The 18574-nt window shown below is 74.4% G+C and carries 23 protein-coding genes and 1 pseudogene; 11 read left to right on the plus strand and 13 right to left on the minus strand.

Annotated elements, in window-relative coordinates:
- Positions 1-116: 116 nt before the first annotated feature.
- Positions 117-305 (plus strand): annotated as a pseudogene (locus G5C62_RS13085) (PLP-dependent aminotransferase family protein); the annotation flags it as partial.
- On the opposite strand, the gene G5C62_RS13090 reads toward G5C62_RS13085, so the two are convergent.
- Positions 275-595 (minus strand): GntR family transcriptional regulator, encoded by a 321-nt coding sequence (locus G5C62_RS13090; protein ID WP_241175882.1) that lies wholly within the window; start codon positions 593-595, stop codon positions 275-277. The pseudogene G5C62_RS13085 and the gene G5C62_RS13090 overlap by 31 nt on opposite strands.
- Positions 596-661: 66 nt before the next feature.
- Here G5C62_RS13090 and G5C62_RS13095 point away from each other — a divergent pair, with 66 nt between their 5' ends.
- Positions 662-1561, plus strand: a complete 900-nt coding sequence (locus tag G5C62_RS13095) for a DMT family transporter (protein ID WP_164701336.1) — start codon at positions 662-664, stop codon at positions 1559-1561.
- On the opposite strand, the gene G5C62_RS13100 is transcribed toward G5C62_RS13095, so the two are convergent.
- Positions 1536-2564 (minus strand): DUF3995 domain-containing protein, encoded by a 1029-nt coding sequence (locus G5C62_RS13100; protein WP_164701337.1) that lies wholly within the window; start codon positions 2562-2564, stop codon positions 1536-1538. The genes G5C62_RS13095 and G5C62_RS13100 overlap by 26 nt on opposite strands.
- Positions 2565-2632: 68 nt before the next feature.
- Between G5C62_RS13100 and G5C62_RS13105 the strand changes: the two genes are divergently transcribed.
- Both G5C62_RS13105 and G5C62_RS13110 read left to right on the plus strand, forming a co-directional pair.
- Positions 2633-3205 (plus strand): TetR/AcrR family transcriptional regulator, encoded by a 573-nt coding sequence (locus G5C62_RS13105; RefSeq protein WP_064972391.1) that lies wholly within the window; start codon positions 2633-2635, stop codon positions 3203-3205.
- A 181-nt stretch (positions 3206-3386) separates the two neighbouring features.
- Entirely contained in the window at positions 3387-3956 is a 570-nt protein-coding gene (locus tag G5C62_RS13110; RefSeq protein WP_164701338.1) for a hypothetical protein, read from the plus strand.
- 145 nt (positions 3957-4101) lie between these two features.
- On the opposite strand, the gene G5C62_RS13115 is transcribed toward G5C62_RS13110, so the two are convergent.
- The gene (locus G5C62_RS13115) at positions 4102-4983 is read right to left on the minus strand and encodes an alpha/beta fold hydrolase (protein ID WP_164701339.1); all 882 of its coding nucleotides are present in this window, start codon (positions 4981-4983) and stop codon (positions 4102-4104) included.
- 84 nt (positions 4984-5067) lie between these two features.
- On the opposite strand from G5C62_RS13115, the gene G5C62_RS13120 reads away from it, so the two are divergent.
- Entirely contained in the window at positions 5068-5601 is a 534-nt protein-coding gene (locus G5C62_RS13120) for a CGNR zinc finger domain-containing protein (protein ID WP_081975300.1), read from the plus strand.
- Between the two features lie 102 nt (positions 5602-5703).
- Here the strand turns inward: G5C62_RS13120 and G5C62_RS13125 are convergent, their stop codons facing one another.
- Positions 5704-6267: a TetR/AcrR family transcriptional regulator gene (locus tag G5C62_RS13125; RefSeq protein WP_036335430.1), complete on the minus strand. Its 564-nt coding sequence runs from the start codon at positions 6265-6267 to the stop codon at positions 5704-5706.
- Positions 6268-6356: 89 nt separating this feature from the next.
- On the opposite strand from G5C62_RS13125, the gene G5C62_RS13130 reads away from it, so the two are divergent.
- Positions 6357-7385 carry an aldo/keto reductase gene (locus tag G5C62_RS13130; protein WP_164701340.1) on the plus strand — a complete coding sequence of 343 codons (1029 nt, stop codon included), beginning with the start codon at positions 6357-6359 and terminating at the stop codon, positions 7383-7385.
- A gap of 13 nt (positions 7386-7398) precedes the next feature.
- On the opposite strand, the gene G5C62_RS13135 is transcribed toward G5C62_RS13130, so the two are convergent.
- Positions 7399-7806 carry a RidA family protein gene (locus G5C62_RS13135; protein WP_164701341.1) on the minus strand — a complete coding sequence of 136 codons (408 nt, stop codon included), beginning with the start codon at positions 7804-7806 and terminating at the stop codon, positions 7399-7401.
- 80 nt (positions 7807-7886) lie between these two features.
- Between G5C62_RS13135 and G5C62_RS13140 the strand changes: the two genes are divergently transcribed.
- Positions 7887-8525 (plus strand): TetR/AcrR family transcriptional regulator, encoded by a 639-nt coding sequence (locus G5C62_RS13140; protein ID WP_036335433.1) that lies wholly within the window; start codon positions 7887-7889, stop codon positions 8523-8525.
- On the opposite strand, the gene G5C62_RS13145 is transcribed toward G5C62_RS13140, so the two are convergent.
- Entirely contained in the window at positions 8511-9227 is a 717-nt protein-coding gene (locus G5C62_RS13145; protein ID WP_164701342.1) for a TetR/AcrR family transcriptional regulator, read from the minus strand. The two genes, G5C62_RS13140 and G5C62_RS13145, sit on opposite strands and share 15 nt — an antisense overlap.
- A gap of 95 nt (positions 9228-9322) precedes the next feature.
- On the opposite strand from G5C62_RS13145, the gene G5C62_RS13150 reads away from it, so the two are divergent.
- Complete coding sequence (locus G5C62_RS13150; protein ID WP_164701343.1) at positions 9323-10006, plus strand: DUF2306 domain-containing protein; 684 nt, start codon at positions 9323-9325, stop codon at positions 10004-10006.
- A 75-nt stretch (positions 10007-10081) separates the two neighbouring features.
- Here the strand turns inward: G5C62_RS13150 and G5C62_RS13155 are convergent, their stop codons facing one another.
- Both G5C62_RS13155 and G5C62_RS13160 read right to left on the minus strand, forming a co-directional pair.
- Positions 10082-10855 carry a hypothetical protein gene (locus tag G5C62_RS13155; RefSeq protein ID WP_164701344.1) on the minus strand — a complete coding sequence of 258 codons (774 nt, stop codon included), beginning with the start codon at positions 10853-10855 and terminating at the stop codon, positions 10082-10084.
- A gap of 11 nt (positions 10856-10866) precedes the next feature.
- Positions 10867-11769: an ABC transporter ATP-binding protein gene (locus tag G5C62_RS13160; protein ID WP_164701345.1), complete on the minus strand. Its 903-nt coding sequence runs from the start codon at positions 11767-11769 to the stop codon at positions 10867-10869.
- 179 nt (positions 11770-11948) lie between these two features.
- Between G5C62_RS13160 and G5C62_RS13165 the strand changes: the two genes are divergently transcribed.
- Together G5C62_RS13165 and G5C62_RS13170 are read left to right on the plus strand one after the other, a co-directional pair.
- The gene (locus G5C62_RS13165) at positions 11949-13100 is read left to right on the plus strand and encodes a sensor histidine kinase (RefSeq protein ID WP_052090801.1); all 1152 of its coding nucleotides are present in this window, start codon (positions 11949-11951) and stop codon (positions 13098-13100) included.
- Complete coding sequence (locus G5C62_RS13170; RefSeq protein WP_164701346.1) at positions 13097-13765, plus strand: response regulator transcription factor; 669 nt, start codon at positions 13097-13099, stop codon at positions 13763-13765. The genes G5C62_RS13165 and G5C62_RS13170 overlap by 4 nt, the downstream gene beginning before the upstream one ends.
- A gap of 19 nt (positions 13766-13784) precedes the next feature.
- Here G5C62_RS13170 and G5C62_RS13175 read toward each other — a convergent pair whose 3' ends face one another.
- Positions 13785-14153 carry a hypothetical protein gene (locus G5C62_RS13175; RefSeq protein ID WP_036333948.1) on the minus strand — a complete coding sequence of 123 codons (369 nt, stop codon included), beginning with the start codon at positions 14151-14153 and terminating at the stop codon, positions 13785-13787.
- A gap of 112 nt (positions 14154-14265) precedes the next feature.
- On the opposite strand from G5C62_RS13175, the gene G5C62_RS13180 reads away from it, so the two are divergent.
- On the plus strand, positions 14266-14598 hold the full coding sequence (locus tag G5C62_RS13180; protein ID WP_036333947.1) for a hypothetical protein: 333 nt from the start codon (positions 14266-14268) through the stop codon (positions 14596-14598).
- 173 nt (positions 14599-14771) lie between these two features.
- Here G5C62_RS13180 and G5C62_RS13185 read toward each other — a convergent pair whose 3' ends face one another.
- The 4 genes from G5C62_RS13185 to G5C62_RS13200 are packed head-to-tail and all read right to left on the minus strand — an operon-like array spanning position 14772 to position 18568.
- A complete protein-coding gene (locus G5C62_RS13185; RefSeq protein ID WP_164701347.1) occupies positions 14772-15878 on the minus strand; it encodes an aminotransferase class V-fold PLP-dependent enzyme in 1107 nt (368 codons plus the stop codon).
- A complete protein-coding gene (locus G5C62_RS13190; RefSeq protein WP_346774121.1) occupies positions 15875-16672 on the minus strand; it encodes an amino acid ABC transporter ATP-binding protein in 798 nt (265 codons plus the stop codon). The genes G5C62_RS13185 and G5C62_RS13190 overlap by 4 nt, the downstream gene beginning before the upstream one ends.
- Entirely contained in the window at positions 16669-17625 is a 957-nt protein-coding gene (locus G5C62_RS13195) for an amino acid ABC transporter permease (RefSeq protein ID WP_241175883.1), read from the minus strand. Before G5C62_RS13195 ends, G5C62_RS13190 begins: the two co-directional genes overlap by 4 nt.
- Positions 17618-18568: an ABC transporter substrate-binding protein gene (locus G5C62_RS13200; protein WP_036333979.1), complete on the minus strand. Its 951-nt coding sequence runs from the start codon at positions 18566-18568 to the stop codon at positions 17618-17620. Before G5C62_RS13200 ends, G5C62_RS13195 begins: the two co-directional genes overlap by 8 nt.
- Positions 18569-18574: the final 6 nt, after the last annotated feature.

Below are 18574 nucleotides of genomic sequence, written 5' to 3' on the forward strand. Positions count from 1 at the left end.
TCTTAGTCATCTCAGTTTATTGTTGTCATGATACTGGCAACACCAAGACCGAGAGCTATAGCTGCGGCGGCAGCGTCAGAGGTGTATAAGAGGCCGAGATCGACCTGTCGCCGGGGGTGCCCGACCTGGCGGCGTTCCCGCGGGCGGCCTGGCTGCGGGCGGAACGGGCGGTGCTGCGGGACGCGTCGGCGGCGGACCTGGGCTACGGCGACCCACGGGGGAGCGCCCGGCTGCGGGGCGAGCTGGCCGGCTGGCTCGGCCGGACCCGAGGCCTTCAGGTCGCGCCGGAGCAGGTCCTGGTGGTGTCCGGGGTGGCGCAGGCGCTGGCGCTGCTGGCCCAGACGCTGCGGTCGCGGGGTGCGGACTCGGTCCGGGCCGCCACCAGCCCCTCGTCCACCAGCCGCTGGTACGCCTCGACCACCACCCCGCGGGCGATGCCCAGGTCACCGGCCAGTGCGCGGGTGGCCGGCAGCCGGTCGCCCGCCGCCAGGCGGCCGTCCAGCACCGCCGCCCGCACCTCGGCGGTCAGCCAGTCGGTCAGTCCGCGCGCCGGTGCGGCCGCCGGGTCGAGCTGGAGGAAGTCAGCGCCGCGCATTGGTCCACTCCCGACGACGGTGATTGGCCCTCCACGGTGGACCAGCAGGCCAGCAGCATGGCAGCCATGACGACCACCGTGGAAGCACCCCAGCAGCAGTCGGCGGCGGCCGCCGTCCTCACCGGGGCGACCGCGATGGGCTTCGTCGGCAGCAGCGTGGCGATCTCCGCCGTCCTCTCCGATGCCCCCCTGTTCACCGCCCAGTCGCTCCGGTACGCGGCGGCCTGCCTCATCCTGCTCGGCTTCGTCCGACTGGCCGGACGGTCGGTGACCAGGCCGCGCGGGGCGGAGTGGGCCTGGCTGCTCGGCATCGTCGGCACGGGGATGGTGCTGTTCAACGTGGCGCTGGTGCGCGGGTCCGAGCACGCCGAGCCGGCCGTGCTCGGGGTGGCCGTGGCCAGCGTGCCGATCGCGCTCGCGGTGGTGGGGCCGCTGATGACCGGACGGCGTCCCGAGGCCCGGGTGCTGCTGGCGGCCGCGGTGGTCACCGTCGGCGCCGGGCTGGTGCAGGGCCTGGGCCGCAGTGACGCGATCGGGCTGGCCTGGGCGGTCGTCGTCCTGGCCTGCGAGGCCGGGTTCACGCTGCTCGCCGTCCCGCTGCTGGCCAGACACGGCGCGTGGGGCGTCTCGGTGCACACCACCTGGCTCGCGGCGGTGGTGTTCGGCGCGCTCGGGCTCGCCACCGAGGGACCGACGGCGGCCGCCGAGCTGACCGGCGGCGAGCTCGCCGCGGTCGGCTACCTGGCGGTCGGGATGACCGCGGTCGCCTTCGTGTTCTGGTACTCCGCCGTCGGCCGGCTGGGCACCGCGCGCGCCGGCCTGCTGACCGGTGTCGCCCCCGTCGCCGCCGCCGGGGTCGGCGTGGCGATGGGCGGTGCGGCGCCCGGGCCGCTGGTGTGGCTGGGCATCGCGGTGGTCGGCGTCGGGCTGTCCGTCGGCCTCACCGCGTCGAGCAGGGAGCGGTGACGCAGCTCGGCACCTCGCGCAGACCATGAGGCCCGGTCGCGGGTGGCGCGCCACCGGCCCAGGTGCGTCGCGTACCCCAGGCGAGCGCGAGGCACAGCGGGGAGTAGAGGGCCAGGTCGAGTGCCCGGAAGACCGCCGTGGCGTTGCCGAGTCCCGACGCGGAGACGACCAGGCCCGCGCCGCCGCGCAACGCCAGCACCCCCGCGACCGTGCGCACGCCCAGGTCCGCGACCGGGAACGGGACGACCGCGACGCGGCGGCCCGGGCGGACGCGTGACTGCACGACCACGGCGGCGGCCCCGAGCAGGCCGGCGACCGACCAGGTCGCGGTGGCCGACGGGAAGGTGCTGCTGCCGACGACGGTCTGCGCGAGCGACCTCTCATCGCGGGCCGGCCACGGGATGCCGAGCGCCCACACCGCGTGCAGCGCACCGACGCCGACCAGCGCCGCGGTGGTGGCGTCGGCCGCGACGCGCCGGGACCGGAGGGCCGCCTCGGGCTCCGGCCGGGCGCCGGCAGGGCGGGCCGCACTGCGCATCGCCCGCACCCAGGGGGACAGCCTGCGCCGCTGGACCGGTTCACCCGCGAGCACCGCCTCGGCACCATCGAACGCGTCCTCGATGAGGGCGTCGTGCAGCCACCGCACCACCAGCGGCCAGCCGATCCGCATCCACCGGATCGGCTGTGCGTCGATGACGTGGCGCAGCTGCACCCGTCCGTCGCCCAGGTCCTCGACGGCGAACCAGTGCGTGCCGACGAGCTCCGTCTGCGGCGCGAAGCGGAACGCCACCGAGCGGACGGGTCCGCTCAGTTCCGCCGTCTCCACCGAGTAGCGCACCCGGTCGTGCCCCCCTGCGCTGCCGGGTTCCGGTCCGCGGTCGAGGACCATCGGCGGCCACCGGTCACCGGGCCACAGCCGGTCGCCGTCGGTGCCGAGGCCGTCGAGCAGCTCGGCGACCTGCGCGAACGGTGCCGTGACGATCCGTTCATGGGCATTCCGCACCACGACCTCCGACCATTCGGTCGCGTACGGTCTCTGTCCATACGGGACCGTACGGTAGGGTCTTCCGCGTGGTCAAGAAGACGACGGGTGGCCGCCTCACCCGTCACGACTGGGTCCACGCCGGCTTCGCAGCGGTGATCGACAGCGGGATCGAAGCACTCGCCGTGGAGCCACTGGCGGCGCGGATGGGCACCACCAAGGGGAGCTTCTACTGGCACTTCGCCGACCGGGCCGAGCTGGTGACGGCGGTGCTCGACGTGTGGGAGCAGCTCGCCACCGGAGCCGTCGTCGATGAGCTGGGCCAGGTCGCCGATCCCCGCGAGCGACTCCGCATGCTCCTCGGGGTCGTCTTCCGGGACGCGGACGAGGACCGCTTCGAGCACGCGGTCCACTCCGCCGCGACCCACCCCCAGGTCGTCCCGGCACTGGCCCGCGTCACCGCCTCCCGCGTCGGCTTCCTCACCGACCTGTTCCTGGAGCTCGGCCTCCCCCGGGCTCGCGCTCACGACCGCGCCCGCATCGCCTATGCCGCGTACCTCGGCCACCTGCAACTCCGCCGGCTCGACCCCGTGGGCGAGCCCTCACCCGACGCGGTGCGCCGATACGCCGACGAGCTCCTGGCCGTCCTCGCAACGCCCTGACCCAGCCGGACGTCGGAGGTCGGTCCGCGTCGGGCCCCACCTCCCGGGCACGTCGATCGCACGCCGGAGCGGGCCCAATCCCGACAGGCGAGGCCCATGGGCACGACAGCGAGCGCACAGCCGCTCGGCCGACGCTCACGACATCGGTCGGATCGCCCGACCGGAGTTGGAGGAGACCATCGTGCGCACGAAGCTGATCACCCTCACCGCAGCCGGGCTGCTCGCCGCGGGTGGCGTCGCCGTCGCCGTCCCGGCCCTGGCCGACACGGACTCGGCCGACCCCGCCGCCACGGGCTCTTCGCGGGTCGACCGGATCACCGAGGCGCTGGCCGGGCTGGTCTCGGACGGTTCCCTCACCCAGGAGCAGGTCGACGAGGTGGCCGCCACCCTCGACGCGGCCGACCTCCGTGGCGGGCACGGCGGATGGCACGGCGGCGGACCCGGCGGCGGTCGTGGCCTCGGGACCGCGGCGTCGGCCCTGGGCATGACCGAGGAGGAGCTGCGCACGGCCCTGGAGGCCGACGGCGCCACGCTCGCCTCGGTGGCCGAGGAGCAGGGCGTGGCCGTGGACCCCCTGGTCGACGCCCTGGTCGCGGCCGCGCAGGAGCGCGTCACCCAGGCCGTCACCGACGGCGACCTGACCCAGGAGCAGGCCGACGAGCGCCTGGCCGACCTGGAGGCGTGGATCACCGAGCGGGTGAAGAGCACCTGGGGCGATGAGTGGCAGCGTCCGACCGACAGCGGGGACTGACCCGGCGACACGTCCGCGGGGTCCGCCGGCACCGACACCTGCCGGGTGCCGGCGGACCGCCGGACCGGGCCGGACGTCGGGACCGGGCCGGTCCCCGGTGCTCAGAGCTTCGCGGTCAGGCCCCCGATCGGCGCCTGACCGGAGTTCAGGCCGCGGCAGCGCCGGCGAGCCGCCGGCCGAGGAAGTCGCGGAGCAGCCCGGCGACCTGGTCACCGGCGCTCTCCAGCAGGAAGTGACCGCCGTCCAGCAGGTGGACCTCCGCGTCGACGGCGTCGCTGGCGAAGCCGCGCGCCCCCTCCGGACCGAAGATCTCATCGCTCCTCCCCCACGCGGCGAGCACGGGCACCCGGCTGTCGTGGAGGTACTGGTGCAGCGCCGGGTACATCGGCGGGTTGGTGCGGTAGTCGCGGAACAGCGCCAGCTGGACGAGGTCGTTGCCGGGGCGCGACACCAGCGCGTGGTCGTGGTGCCAGGCGTCCGGGCTGACCACGGTCTCGTCCGCGACCCCGTGCAGGTACTGCCAGCGGATGGCATCGAGGCTCAGCGCGGTCCGGATCGCCGCCTCGGTCTCCGCGTTCGGGTCCCGCGCGTAGTCCCAGACCGGGGCCCAGAAGCTCTCGACGAAGCCGGCCTCGTAGCCGTTGCCGTTCTGGGTGACGATCGCGGTGATCGCCGCCGGGTCGCGCAGCGCGAGTCGCCAGCCGACCGGGGCGCCGTAGTCCTGTACGTAGATCGCGTACCGCGTCACGCCGAGCTCGTGCAGCAGGCCAGCGGTCAGGCCGGCCAGCGCGTCGAAGGTGTACTCGAACTCCGTGACCGGCGGTGCGTCGGACAGCCCGAACCCCAGCATGTCCGGCGCGATCACCCGGTACCGGTCGGCCAGCTGCGGGATCAGCCCACGGAACATGAACGAGCTGGTCGGATACCCGTGCAGCAGGACGACGACCGACGCGTCGGCCGGCCCCGCCTCTCGGTAGAACAGCTGCCGCCCGTCGACGACGGCGGTCCGGTGGTGGACGTGCGTCATGATGCCTAACCCCTCTGGCCGCGATTGGTGGTCAGGAAGATGGCAGGCGTCGGTGTAACCTGTCAACTACGCCAAGGGGGTTAGATGCACCAGATGGACCACTCGCCCGCCGACGAGACGTTCCTGCTCGAGCTGCTGAACACGACGCCGGTCGTCGACGGCGTCCAGCAGGACCTGCTGGACGGCGACCCCGGCCGGGCGTGGCTGCGCGACCGCGGTGGCGACGGCTCGGCGGCCGAGCAGCAGGCGACCCGCGCCGCCCGGGATGCGCTCCAGGCCGTCGCCCGCGGGGACGAGCCGGCCCGGTCGCTGACGCCACTGCTGTCCGACGTCCGCCTGGCGCCCGCGATCGGGGACGAGGGCATCCGCTGGAGCCCCACCGACGTGGCGCCGGCCCGGGGTCTCGCGGTGCGCGCCGTCCTGGCCTGGGACGCGGTGCAGCGCACCACCCCCGGGCGGCTCCGGCCGTGTGCCAACGACGAGTGCGCCCTGTTCCTCCTCGACCGCAGCAAGCCCAACCGGGCCCGCTGGTGCTCGATGGCCACCTGCGGCAACCGGATGAAGGCCCGCCGGCACCATGAGCGCACCCGCTCGGACGCCGCCGTCCCCGGCGCCTGACGGTTCGAGCCACAGCGACCGCCCCGGCCCTGGTGTCCGGCGCTCGGCCGCAGTGGTGCGACGCGCACCCGGCCCACGTGCAGGGGAGGTGGCGGCCGGTCGTCAACTGATGCGCAGCCCGTCGAGCGCGGTCTGCAGGATCGGCCGCGAGTAGTCGAGGTCGCCGTGGATGGCACAGACGGCGATGACCATGTCCAGCACCTGCTCGATCGACAGGTCCGCGCGCACCTCACCGGCGTCCTGGGCTGCCGCGAGCAGCGGTCGGCCGGCGGCGATGACCCGCTCCCGACTGCGGTCCAGCACCGGACCGGGGCCCTCGTCCTGGGCCAGCAGCTCGACGGCGAGGTGGTGCTTGCTGGCGAAGAAGGCGGCGAACCGGTGCAGCCACCCGATCAGCGCGGCACCGGGCGCGCCACCACCGGCCGCCGCGGCGGCCGCGACCACGTCGTCCACCTGGTCCCGGTAGAGCGCCTCGAGGAGGTCCCGCCTCGCCGGGAAGTTGCGGTACAGCGTGGCCATCCCGACACCGGCGCGGCGGGCGATCTCGGCCATCGACAGCGGGGCACCCTTCTCGGCGAATCCGGCGCGGGCCGCCTCGAGGACCTTGTCGCGGTTGCGCTCGGCATCGGCCCGCCGGACGGGCGGGCGCGGCTTCTCGTCGGACATGGCTCCCCAAGTGGACAGGTTCTCCGGTACGGTAGTGGAGAGGCTGTCCACTACGGGCGGTCATCGTAACCAGCCACGAGGAGCCCGCCATGGAACAGCGACCCCTGGGACGGACCGGCATGTCCGTCAGCCAGCTCTGCCTCGGCGCGATGATGTTCGGCGCCGTCGGCAACCCCGACCCCGACGAGGGCGTGCGGATCGTCCACCGCGCGCTCGACGCCGGCATCACCTTCATCGACACCGCGGACGTCTACTCCGGCGGCGAGTCCGAGGAGGTGGTCGGCAAGGCGCTGGCCGGACGGCGCGACGGCGTCGTCCTCGCCACCAAGGTCGGCCTGCCGTTCGGACAGGACCCCAACCAGCGCGGCATGTCCCGGCGGTGGATCACCGAGGCCGTGGAGAACTCACTGCGCCGCCTCGGCACCGACTGGATCGACCTCTACCAGGTGCACCGCCTCGACCCGGACACCGACGTCGACGAGGCCCTCGGCGCGCTGTCCGACCTGGTGCACGCCGGCAAGATCCGCGCGTTCGGCGCCTCGACGGTGCCGGCCTCGGAGATCGTCGAGGCGCAGTGGACCGCCGAGCGCCGGGGCCGCGAGCGGTTCCGCACCGAGCAGCCGCCGTACTCGGTGCTCACCCGCGCCGTCGAGGTCGACGTCCTGCCCACCTGCCAGCGGTACGGGATGGGCGTGCTCAGCTACAGCCCGCTGGCCGGCGGCTGGCTGTCGGGCAAGTACCGGAAGGGCCAGGACGTCAGTGGCCCCGGTTCGGTGGGCCGGGCGCAGCGGTTCCCGGGCGTCTACGACGCCGCGAACCCGGCCAACGCCGCCAAGCTCGACGCCGCCGACGCGCTGGGCGCGCTCGCCGACGAGGCCGGGCTGTCGCTGGTACAGCTGGCGGTGGCGTTCGTCGTCCGGCACCCGGCGGTCACCTCGGCGATCGTCGGACCGCGCACGATGGAGCACCTGGAGTCCTACCTGGCCGCCGACGGGGTCGAGCTCTCGGCCGACGTACTCGACCGCATCGACGCGATCGTCCCGCCCGGGCACACGGTCAACGTCGGCGACAACATGTGGTCGACGCCCGCGCTGAGCCCCACCGCCCGCCGCCGGTAGCCAGTGGCCGGGGTCAGTCCAGGACGGCGGTGACCTCCACCTCGACGAAGAAGTCGGGGTCGAAGAGCACCGACACGCCGATCAGCGACGCCGGCGCGGCCGGGGTGACGCCCAGCTCCGCCGATGCCCGGGCCACCCCGTCGAGGAAGGCGGGCATCCTGTCCAGCGTCCAGTCGACGACGTAGACGGTCATCTTCGCGACGTCGGCGAAGGAGGCGCCGACCTCGGCCAGCGCGGTCCCGGCGTTGCGGTAGGCCTGCGCGACCTGGGCGGCGAAGTCGCCGACGCCGACCTTCTCCCCCGCGGCGTCGACGGCGACCTGTCCGGCGACGAAGACCATCCGCGAGCCGGTCGCCACCGAGACCTGGTGGTAGACGTCGGGGGCCGGCAGTCCGCTCGGGTTGACCAGGGTGATCGCCATGCTGACTCCTCATCCGCGCGGCCCGGCGGATCCGGGCTCGCGCTGAACATAGCAGCGTTATGGCATGTAGTGTCCAGCTCGTGGCCCGCCCGAAGGACCCGGCGGTCCGCACCCTGCTCATCGAGCGGGCAGCCGCGATGCTGCGGGCGCGCGAGCCGATCACCCTGCGCTCCCTGGTCGCCGGCACCGGGGTCTCGACGATGGCCGTCTACACGCACTTCGAGGGCATGGACGGTCTCTGGCAGGCGCTGCGCCAGGAGGGCTTCACCCGACTGGGCACCCGGCTCACGACCGTGCCGGTGTCCGACGACCCGGTCCGCGACCTCGCCGCCCTGGCCGCGGCCTACCTGGACAACGCCCTCACCCACCCCGACCTCTACCGGGTGATGTTCGACGCCAGCGTCGACCTGGAGGACCTGCCGGCCGCCGACGCCACCCTGGAGCACCTGGTCCAGGCCGCTCGCCGAGGCCGGGACGCCGGGCGGTTCCGTGCCGACGTCGTCCCGCTGGAGCTGGCCATCCAGAGCTGGACGATCGGCCACGGGCTGGTCTCGCTGGTCGCCACCGGACCGCTCCCGCGGGAGACCCTCGATCACGGCCCGTTCATGCTCCGCGCGCTGTTCACCGCCTGCGGCGACGACCCCGACCGCTGCCGCGCCTCGGTCGAGCAGGGTTGGCACCGGCCGGCCCCGGACGACGAGCGGTCACGCCCGGCCTGACGCCACCCCGCGCGCGGAGGTCCACCCCTGCACACGGAGCCGGTCGAAGCCGTCGAGCAGCAGGTCGAGGGCGAACTCGAACTCGAACTGCTCGTCGCAGCCGGTGCCCACGCCGGACAGGTCACCGCCGGCCGCCGCCACGGCGATCTCCAGGATGTGCGGGTACTCCTCGGCGAACCGCGCCGCCAGCGCCTGCTGCTCCTCGGCCGACGGCGGCGTGGTGGCGGCAACCGGCGGCTCGTCGAACAGCTCGGGGCTGAACCCCCAGATCCGGTTGCCCAGCGCGTGCATCACGTGGTGGGTGAGGTCGGCGGAGAACCCGCCGCGGCGGAACGTCCCGGCCAGCGAGTCCATGTAGCCGAGCACCGCCGGCGTCCGGTGGGTCCGCGACTCGATCGCCTGCCGGGCCCACGGGTGCCGCAGCACCGCGCGCCGCGCGGAGAGCACCCGCGCCCGCACCGCGGCCTGCCAGTCCAGGGCGGGGTCGGCCGGCTCGATCTCGCCGAGGACGACGTCGACCATGCCGTCGAGCAGCTGGTCCTTGTTCCCCACGTGCTTGTACAGCGCCATCGGGACGACCCCGAGCTCCTGGGCCAGCCGCCGCATGCTCACCGCGTCGATGCCCACCGCGTCGGCGAGCTCCACCGCGGCGCGCAGCACGCGATCGGTGCTCAGCGGCGCTCGCCGCCCCGGAGGAGCCATGCGCGGAACCTACCTCGTTGACAGGTGTACGGCGTACACCTAGCGTCCCGGTCATGAGGTGTACGCCGTACACCCATCGGTGAGAGGAGAGCGCCATGGCAACCAGCAGCGCGAGCAGGCGCCAGTGGTGGGTCGCCGCAGGGCTCGTCCTGCTCAGCCTGGTCCCGGTGCTCGCCGGGGCGGTCCGGGTCGCCGAGCTGGCCGGCGACCCGGCCGTGACCGCCGCCAACGCCCGGTTCGTCGCCTCACCGGGACCCCTCGTGGCGCACATCGTGAGCGCGACCCTGTACTCGCTGCTGGGGGCGTTCCAGTTCGTCCCCCACATCCGCCGCCGCCGGCCCGGGTGGCACCGAGCCGCGGGACGTGTCCTCGTCCCCGCCGGGCTCGTGGCGGCACTGTCCGGCCTGTGGATGACGCTGGTCTATGCACGACCACCGGCGGACGACGTGCTGCTGACCCCGATCCGGCTGTTCTTCGGCGTCGCGATGGCCGGCTGCATCGTGCTCGGCGTCCTCGCCATCCTGCGGCGGGACGTCCTGGCCCACCGCGCCTGGATGGCCCGCGGCTACGCGATCGGCCTCGGGGCCGGCACGCAGGTGCTCACCCACCTGCCCTGGGTGCTGCTGGGCGGCGAGCCCGGCGGCACCGGCCGGGTCGTGGCGATGCTGGCCGGCTGGGTGATCAACCTGGCCGTGGTCGAATGGGCGCTGCGACGCCGGGCGGCCGCGCCGCCCCGCGCGCCCCGCGCGCCCCGCGCGCCCGCCGCCGCTCGCGCCTGAGCCGGAACGCGGCGGGGACGCGGCGACGGCCGGGAGCCGGCGAACCGGTTCCCGACCGTCGCCGGTGGACTGCCGTCACTGCACCGGGCGCCGCCTGCTGAACACCCAGCCCGCGACCAGCGCGGCGACCACCCAGCCGCCCAGCGTCAGCAGCGAGGCCACCTCGGCGTCACCGCGGGCGAACCGGAGCACCGCCTGCTGCGGGTCGACGGCGTCGGCGATCTGCGCGTCCCAGGCCCGGATGATCTGCACCAGGCCGAGGATGGTCAGGTAGAGGCCGGTCAGCGCGGCCGGGGTGTTCGCGGTCGCGGCGCCGACGCCCACCCCGATCAGCGCGAACGCCGCCCCGGCGCCCACTGCGGTCAGCGCGGCCTGGGCGGCGCCGTCCCAGGACACGCCCGGGTCGGCCAGCACGGCCAGGATCAGCCACGACGCCCCCATCGAGACGGCGGTCAAGGCCGCGCCGAGCAGCGCCGTCGCGACGGTCTTCGCCGCGAGCACCCGGCCGCGCTGCGGCACCAGCAGGTAGGTGGTCTGTGCGGTCCGGTGCGTCCACTCACCGGCGGTGCTCAGCACCCCCATGGCGAGCAGCAGCAGGCCGGTCATGATGCCCGCCACGGCGAACGGGCCGGCCACGGAGGGGAAGGCATCGTCGCTGGCCTCCAGCAGGCCCATCCCGGCCGGCCCGGCCAGCCCGGCGGCGAGGGCGAGCATCCGGCCGGAGCGGGTGGTCAGGGTCTTGCGCACCTCGAGGCCGACGAGCGTCGGCAGCGAGGCGCGGGTCGGACGGACGGCGGGCCGTGCCGGAGCGGCAGTGTCGAGGGTCATGGTGTTCGAGCTCGTGGTCATGTCGGGGCTCCTCAGTGCTCAGCGGGGGTGTGGGCAGCTCCGGAGTCGTCCGTGAGCTGGAAGAACAGGTGCTCGAGGCCGCGCTGCACGGGATGCAGGTCGATCAGCGCGACCCCGGCCTCGGCCGCGATGGCGCCGATGGTGGCGGGCTCGGCACCGTCCACGACCAGCACGCCGTCGTCCTGGCGTTCCACGTGGAACTCCCGGGCCCGCAGCGCGTCGGCCAGTCCGCGGGGGTCGACCGACCGCACCGCGGTGCCGCTGGCGCCCAGCAGCGAGCCGACCGGGCCGTCGGCCACGATCCGCCCGCCGCCGATCACCAGCAGCCGGTCGACGGTGTGCTCGACTTCGCCGAGCAGGTGCGAGGAGAGCAGCACCGTGCCGCCGTTCTCCGCGTAGCTGCGCAGCAGTGCCCGCAACCAGCGGATGCCCTCCGGGTCCAGGCCGTTGGCGGGCTCGTCGAACACCAGCACCGGCGGAACGGTGAGCAGCGCGCCGGCGATGCCGAGCCGCTGCCGCATCCCCAGCGAGTAGCCGCCCACCGGCCGGCGGGCGGCGTCGGCGAGGCCGACGAGCTCCAGCACCTCGTCGACCCGGCGGGAGCCGACGCCGACGGCGATGGCGTGCAGCCCGAGGTGCGCCCGGCCGGTGCGGCCGGGGTGCACGGCCGAGGCGTCGAGCAGGGTGCCGACGACGGCGCCCGGGTTGGGCAGGTCGGCGTAGGGCCGGCCGTCGATCGTCGCCGTGCCCGCGGTCGCCGGGATCAGCCCGGTCATCATCCGCATCGTGGTGGTCTTGCCGGCACCGTTCGGGCCGAGGAAGCCGGTCACGGTGCCGGGCTCGAGGGTGAAGCTGACGTCGTCGACGACGGTGCGTGCGCCGTAGCGCTTGGTCAGTCCGCTGACCGAGATCATGGGTGCCTCCGGGGTTCGGTGTGGTGTCCCCAATCTGCGGTGGACCCACTGGTCAGCGCGTCGGCCGGAGGCCGCGGCCTCGTGCACCGGACGGTGCGACCCGGTCATCCGGAAGAGGACGTCGGCAGTCGACCCGCGGGTGACCCGCAGCTCGCCGGACAGGACCTACGCTCCGGCCCATGGGGGTCCGCGAGCGCACCTGGCCGGGGCTCACCGCCCGCGGCATCGCGCTGGAGGCCGGCCTCGCCGTGCTGGGCGTGGTGATGATCGTCAGCGGCTTCGGCACCCTCGCGCCCCCGTCGCTGGACCTGGGCGCCGTCGTCGTGGCCACCGCGCTGATGGCCCTCGGGTTGTTCCTCTTCCGCCGCACCCAGCCCGCGGTCCCCTTCGCGGTGTGCGCCGTGTCGGCCGCGCTCGGCTTCTCCCCCACCGGGCCCTGGCTGCTGGCCAGCTACGCCGTCGGCCGCTACAGCGACTCCTGGTGGGTCCGGGGTGGGGTGGGGATGGGTGGGGCCGTGGCGATCGCCGTCGCCGCGGACCCGGTCACGGTCGGGGGCTGGACGGTCGTCGCCGCCGCGACCGGGGCGATCGTCGCCCTCCCCGCCGCCCTGGGGATCTGGCAGCGGACCCGCGAGCAGCTGCTGGGGGTGCTGCGCGAGCGCGCCGAGCGGGCCGAGGCCGAGCGGGAGCTGCTCGCCCGCGACGCCGTCCTCTTCGAGCGCACCCGGATCGCCCGGGAGATGCACGACGCCGTCGGGCACCGGGTGAGCCTGATGGTGCTGCAGGCCGGCGCGATCGAGCTGGCCGCGCGCGACGCCGACCGGGTCGAGCAGCTCGCCGGGCAGGTGCAGACCGCCGGGCGGCGCGCGCTGGTCGAGCTGCGTCAGATGGTCGGCGTGCTCCGCGCCGGGGACGTCGACGAGGACGCACCCCTGGGCCCACAGCCGGGCCTGGAGGACCTGCCCCGGCTGGTCGACCAGGCGCGGGAGGCGGGCATGGAGCTGACCCTGACCGGCGCCACCGACCCCGCCTCGCATCGCGCCGTCGACCCCGCGGTGGGCCGGGCCGCCTACCGGATCGCGCAGGAGGCGCTGACCAACGCGGGCAAGCACGCCCCCGGCGCCCGCGTGCAGGTGAGCGTGGAGTGCCGCCCCGAGGAGCTGCACCTGCGGGTGGTCAACGGCGCGCCGGCCCGCCCCGCCGAGCCGGTGCCCGGTGACGGGTACGGCCTGGTGGGGTTGGGTGAGCGGGTGCGCACGCTCGGCGGCCGGCTCACGGCCGAACACCGGTTGGACGGCGGGTTCGTGGTCGAGGCGGTGCTGCCGGCGTGATCGGCGACCCGGTCCGAGTGCTGCTCGTGGACGACGAGGAACTGGTGCGCTTCGGCCTGCGCACGGTGCTGGAGTCCTCTGGCGGCTTCGAGGTCGTCGGGGAGGCCGGGGACGGCGCCGCCGGTGTGCGGGCGGCGCGGGAGCTGCGGCCCGACGTCGTGCTGATCGACGTCCGGATGCCGGTGCTGGACGGGCTCGCGGCGACCGAGCAGATCCTGGCGCTGCCCCAGTCGCCACAGGTCGCCGTGCTCACCACCTTCCACCAGGACGAGTACGTGTACGCCGCGCTCGCCGCCGGTGCGGCCGGCTTCCTGCTCAAGGACACCCCGCCCCGGGAGATCGCTGCCGCGGTGCGGGCGGTCGCCGACGGGACGGCGACGCTGTCTCCGGCGGTCACCACGACACTGATCGACTCCTACGTCCGCCGCCGGTCCGCACCCCGACGCGCCGAGGCGCTGCGGCGGGTCGAGACGCTGACGGACCGGGAGCGGGAGGTGCTGGCGCTGCTGGGCCGCGGCGACTCGAACGCCGAGGTGGCCGGGCGGCTGTTCGTCAGCGAGGCGACGGTGAAGACCTACGTGTCCCGGTTGCTCACCAAGCTGGACCTGGCCAACCGCACCCAGGCGGCGATCCTCGCCCACGAGGCCGGGCTGCTGGAGGACTGAGCCGGGCTGCCGATCCCCCTCAGCTGCGGCTCTGCGCCCGCCGGCCGGCGACGACCAGCCCGACGCCGACGACGAGGAAGCCGGTGGCGACGCCCCACTGACCGGAGCGGTCGGGCAGTCCGACGCCCCACAGGACCAGCTCGACGGCGCCGAGCACCAGCAGCAGACCGAACTCCGTCCGGCCGCGGGACGACCGGGGCTCCCTCGTCGGCCCCGCGGGCACCCTCCGACTGGAGACGACGAACAGCACCCCCGCCGCGACCAGCAACCCAGCGCCCACCAGCCGAGCGGTGCTGGAGGCGTCGCCGGACAGCAGCACGGCCAGCAGGACCATCCCGGCGGCCGCCAGGGAGATCCCGACGACCAGGTGGTCGGCACGTCGACTCACGAGGACTCCTCTCGGGGGGGGTGAGCGCACGCTATCGAGGTCGCCGCACATGTCTTCAGAAGGCCGTGACGAACCGGTTCCGGGGCGGGCCGAGGCTGCCGATGAGGTCGACATGAGCATCCACGCTGCTGCCGAGCACACCGCCACCACGGACGTGCAGGCCATCGAGGAGATGGCCACCGCCGTCCTGGCGTCCATCGCGCGCATCCACGCCGACGGCCTGGTCGCCGTCGCCACCATCGCGGAGGACCCGGCATCGGTCCGGATGCCGCTGCCCGAGGCGGCAGCCCCGGTGGCCGAGCCGGTCGTCGACGTCGCGCCCGAGGAGGCCGAGCCCGAGCCCGAGCCGGTCCAGCTGATCCGTGCGGCGCCGCCGCTGCCGCCCCGCGGCCGGCACCTGGCCGAGGCCCTGACCGACCAGCTCCCCGCCCAGCACGCCGCCTGACCGGCGGACAGCGCCGGCCCCTCCACGAAGCCGTCGCCGGTGAAGGACACCCGGTCGCCCGGGCTGACGTCCACCGGGGACTCCCCGGGCGCGGTCAGCCGCACGACGCCGGCGTCCACCGTCACCGGATCGAGACCTGGCGGGCCCGGTGCCGCAGCCGCCCGGGCCCACTGTCAGGCCTGGGCGGCCGCCGCGCCCAGTGAGAGCAGGGCGTCGTCCACCCGGTCCAGTGCGGCCGGCGTCGTCGTCGCGTGCACGCTCAGCCGCACCCGCTCGCCGTGCCGGGTGCAGGTGACCCCGGCCCGGCCCAGCGCGGCGTGCAGCTCCGCGCCGTCCACCCCCGGCACCCGGAACGCCACGATCCCGGCCCGCTCCGCCGGCTCCCGGGCCGACGTCACCACCACGGCCCGCCGGTCCAGCAGCTCCAGCAGCTCCTCGACCCGTGCGGAGATCCGGCCGGCGACGGCGCCCACCCCGGCGGATTCCAGCAGCTCCAACCCCGCAGCCAGGCACGCCTGCGCGACGGGGCTGGTGTTGGTGGTGCCGAACCGGGCCGCGCCGGCAGCCAGCGGGTGCTCCTCGCCGTCGTAGTCGGTGGCGTCCTGCACCGCGGTCCAGCCGGCCAGCAGCGGGTCCAGCCGCTTCAGCGCCCGGTCGGACACCGCGACCACCCCGGTGCTCCAGCCGCTGCGCAGCCACTTCTGCCCACCGGCGACCAGCACGTCGGCCGCCGTCCAGTCGACGTCGACCGCGCCGAGGCCCTGGATCGCGTCCACGACCAGCAGCCGCTCCCCCAGCACCTCACGCAACCCGGGCAGGTCGGCCCGGAAGCCGGTGGCGAAGTCGACCGCGCTGACCACCAGCGCCGCCGCGTCCGGGGCGGCCCGGACGGCGTCCGGCGTCACCGGCCCGGCCGGCAGCGGGACGACGTCCAGCCGCCCGGCCGACTCCGCCCGCCACCAGGGGTAGAGGTTGGCCGGGAACTCCGCCGGGCTGACCAGCACCGGCCCGTGCACCGCGAACGCCGCCTGGAACAGCCCGGCCGAGGTGCTCGGCGAGTAGGCGACGTTGCCCGGCGGGAAGCCGAGCAACCGGGACGCCGCGGCCAGCGCCCGGCCCTCGGCGCCCATCAGCTCGTCGACGGTGCCCAGCCCCGCGGCCGACACCGCGGCCAGCGCCGCGGTGCCGGCCTCGACCACCGGCCGGGACGGCGGGCCGACCCGGGCGAAGTCCAGGTAGCCCTCCTCCTCGGCGAAGGCGGACAGGTAGGCAGGGTTCACGCGGTCACCCGCGCCAGGAACGCACGGGTGCGCTCGTGCTGCGGCGCGCCGATCACCTGCTCCGGCGGCCCCTCCTCGACCACCACCCCGCCGGCCATGAAGACGACGTGGTCGGCGACCTCGCGGGCGAAGGAGATCTCGTGGGTCACCACGATCATCGTCATCCCCTCCTGCGCCAGCTCGGTCATCACCGCCAGCACCTCCCCGACCAGCTCGGGGTCCAGCGCGCTCGTCGGCTCGTCGAACAGCAGCAGCTTGGGCCGCATCGCCAGCGCCCGGGCGATCGCCACCCGCTGCTGCTGCCCGCCGGAGAGCCGGTCGGGGTAGGTGTCGACCTTGTCGCCGAGCCCCACCCGCTCCAGCAGCTCCCGGGCGTAGGCCTCCGCCTCGCGCCGCGGGACGCCGCGCACCTGCACCGGCCCCTCGGTCACGTTGGCCAGCACGGTGCGGTGCGGGAAGAGGTTGAACCGCTGGAACACCATGCCGATCTCCGCGCGCTGCCGGGCGACGTCCTTCTCCCGCAGCTCGTGCAGCCGGTCGCCGTCGTGCCGGAAGCCGATCGGCACGCCGTCCACCCAGATCTCGCCGCCGTCGGCGGCCTCGAGGTGGTTCACGCAGCGCAGCAGCGTGCTCTTGCCCGCACCCGAGGCACCGAGCAGGACGACGACCTGCCCGCGCCGCACCGTCAGGTCGACGCCGCGGAGCACCTCCAGCGAGCCGTAGTGCTTGCGCAGCCCACGGGCCCGGACGAGCACCTCGCCCTGCGCCGCCCCCTCGATCGCCACGGCGCTCACCGGGAGCTCCGCATGAACGGCGGGGTGCGCAGCGAGCCGCCGACCTTGGCCCACACCGACCCGCGGGTGCCCGTGGGCCGGATCGAGGCGTTGTAGTGCCGTTCCAGGTAGTACTGCCCGACGTTGGCCACGCTCACCACCACCATGTACCAGACGGCCACGGCCAGCAGCGTCTCCATGACCGCGAGGCTGCGGCTGGAGAGCGCGTTGGCTGCGTGGATGAGCTCGGTGAAGCCGATGACCGAGGCGATCGACGTCCCCTTGAGCATGTTGATGAAGTCGTTGCCGGTCGGCGGGATGATCACCCGCATCGCCTGCGGCAGCACCACCCGGCTCAGCACCTTCGCCGGCGACATCCCGATCGACTTCGCCGCCTCGGTCTGCCCCCGGTCCACGCTGGTGAGCCCGGCCCGGACGATCTCGGCCATGTAGGCGCTCTCGTTGAGCCCCAGCCCCAGCAGCGCGGCCAGGAAGCCGGTCATGATCACGTTCGCCGGCTGGTCGAGCAGGTAGGCGTCGGTGAACGGGATCGGGATGGAGAAGGTCGGGAAGACCAGCGCGATGTTGTACCAGAGCAGGATCTGCAGCAGCACCGGCAGACCGCGGAACACCCAGATGTAGGCCCAGGAGACCCAGCGCAGCACCGGGTTGGCCGAGGTCCGCATCAGCGCCACGACCGTGCCGATGACGATCGCCCCGGCCTGGGCGATCACCGCCAGCACGATGGTGTCGACCAGCCCCTCCAGGATCACGTCCTGGGTGAGCAGCGCCGGGATGCTGGCGTAGTCGATGTCGCCCCGCGAGATCGCCTGGAACAGCAAGCCCAGCACGGCGAGGACGGCCAGCCCGGCGACCACGCGCCCCCAGTGCCGGATCCGCACCTGGGGCAGCAGCTCGCCGTCCCCCGGTGCGTCGACCGGCCTGGTCAGCGCCGCGCCGGCGCGGTCAGCCACCGTTGACGGTCGCCTGGTCGACCGCGCCGGAGGTGACGTCCCACGCCTCGAGGATCTCGCCGTAGGTGCCGTCGTCGATCAGCGACTGCAGCGCCTGCTGGATGGCGTCGCGCAGCGCGGCGTCGTCCTTGTTGAGCCCGATGCCGTACGGGCCGCCGTTGATCGGGTCCTGGTCGACGGTCTCGAAGTACTCGCCGTCGCCGGCGGTCTGGGAGATGTAGACGGCGGTGGGCAGGTCGTTGAGGATCGCGTCGACCCGGCCGGTGCGCAGCTGCGTCTGGTTCTGCGAGTCGCTCGGGGTCGCGGTGACCGCCAGCGGCTCCTCGCCGTTCGCCTCGCACTCGGCGGACTGCTCGGCGGCGAAGTCCTCCTGCGTCGTCCCCTGGACGACGGCGATCGCCTGGCCGCACAGGTCGGCGCTGGCCTCGATCCCCGCGGGGTTGCCCTTCTGCACCATGATCGTGATGCCCGACTCGAAGTAGTCGACGAAGTCGATCGACTCCTGCCGCTCCGGGGTGTCGTTCATCCCGGCGATCGTGGCGTCGACCCGACCGGTCTGCAGGCCGGTGATCAGCGAGTCGAAGGCCATGTCGGAGTACTCGACGTCCAGGCCCAGCTTGTTGCCGATCGCGGTGATGATGTCGACCTCGAAGCCGACCGGGGTCGACCCGTCCTCGGCGTAGAAGTTGTTCGGCGGCGACTGCACGTTCGACCCGATCGACAGCGAGGCCAGGTCCGCCGGGAGGCCCTCGGCCAGGGCGGCGTCCTCGCTGACCCCGCCGACGATGTCGCTGGTGTCGGGCACCGCGGAGTCGGTGGAGCCCTCGGCGGCCGGCTCGGCGGCCGCGGACTCGTCGTCGCCCCCACCGCAGCCGGCCAGCAGCAGGGCGGTGGTGAGCGCGACCGGGACGGCGGCGCGGACGGAGAGGCGGGTGCGGGACATGGGCTG

Source organism: Modestobacter sp. KNN46-3, assembly GCF_011039295.1.

Coding starts and splice junctions, on each gene's coding strand:
- G5C62_RS13125 (WP_036335430.1), bottom strand. CDS start 6,267: ATGTCCGACGAGAAGCCGCGCCCGCCCGTCCGGCGGGCCGATGCCGAG.
- G5C62_RS13150 (WP_164701343.1), top strand. CDS start 9,323: ATGGCAACCAGCAGCGCGAGCAGGCGCCAGTGGTGGGTCGCCGCAGGG.
- G5C62_RS13160 (WP_164701345.1), bottom strand. CDS start 11,769: ATGATCTCGGTCAGCGGACTGACCAAGCGCTACGGCGCACGCACCGTC.
- G5C62_RS13145 (WP_164701342.1), bottom strand. CDS start 9,227: ATGGCTCCTCCGGGGCGGCGAGCGCCGCTGAGCACCGATCGCGTGCTG.
- G5C62_RS13130 (WP_164701340.1), top strand. CDS start 6,357: ATGGAACAGCGACCCCTGGGACGGACCGGCATGTCCGTCAGCCAGCTC.
- G5C62_RS13115 (WP_164701339.1), bottom strand. CDS start 4,983: ATGACGCACGTCCACCACCGGACCGCCGTCGTCGACGGGCGGCAGCTG.
- G5C62_RS13095 (WP_164701336.1), top strand. CDS start 662: ATGACGACCACCGTGGAAGCACCCCAGCAGCAGTCGGCGGCGGCCGCC.
- G5C62_RS13180 (WP_036333947.1), top strand. CDS start 14,266: ATGAGCATCCACGCTGCTGCCGAGCACACCGCCACCACGGACGTGCAG.
- G5C62_RS13090 (WP_241175882.1), bottom strand. CDS start 595: ATGCGCGGCGCTGACTTCCTCCAGCTCGACCCGGCGGCCGCACCGGCG.
- G5C62_RS13155 (WP_164701344.1), bottom strand. CDS start 10,855: ATGACCACGAGCTCGAACACCATGACCCTCGACACTGCCGCTCCGGCA.
- G5C62_RS13165 (WP_052090801.1), top strand. CDS start 11,949: ATGGGGGTCCGCGAGCGCACCTGGCCGGGGCTCACCGCCCGCGGCATC.
- G5C62_RS13120 (WP_081975300.1), top strand. CDS start 5,068: ATGCACCAGATGGACCACTCGCCCGCCGACGAGACGTTCCTGCTCGAG.
- G5C62_RS13200 (WP_036333979.1), bottom strand. CDS start 18,568: ATGTCCCGCACCCGCCTCTCCGTCCGCGCCGCCGTCCCGGTCGCGCTC.
- G5C62_RS13135 (WP_164701341.1), bottom strand. CDS start 7,806: ATGGCGATCACCCTGGTCAACCCGAGCGGACTGCCGGCCCCCGACGTC.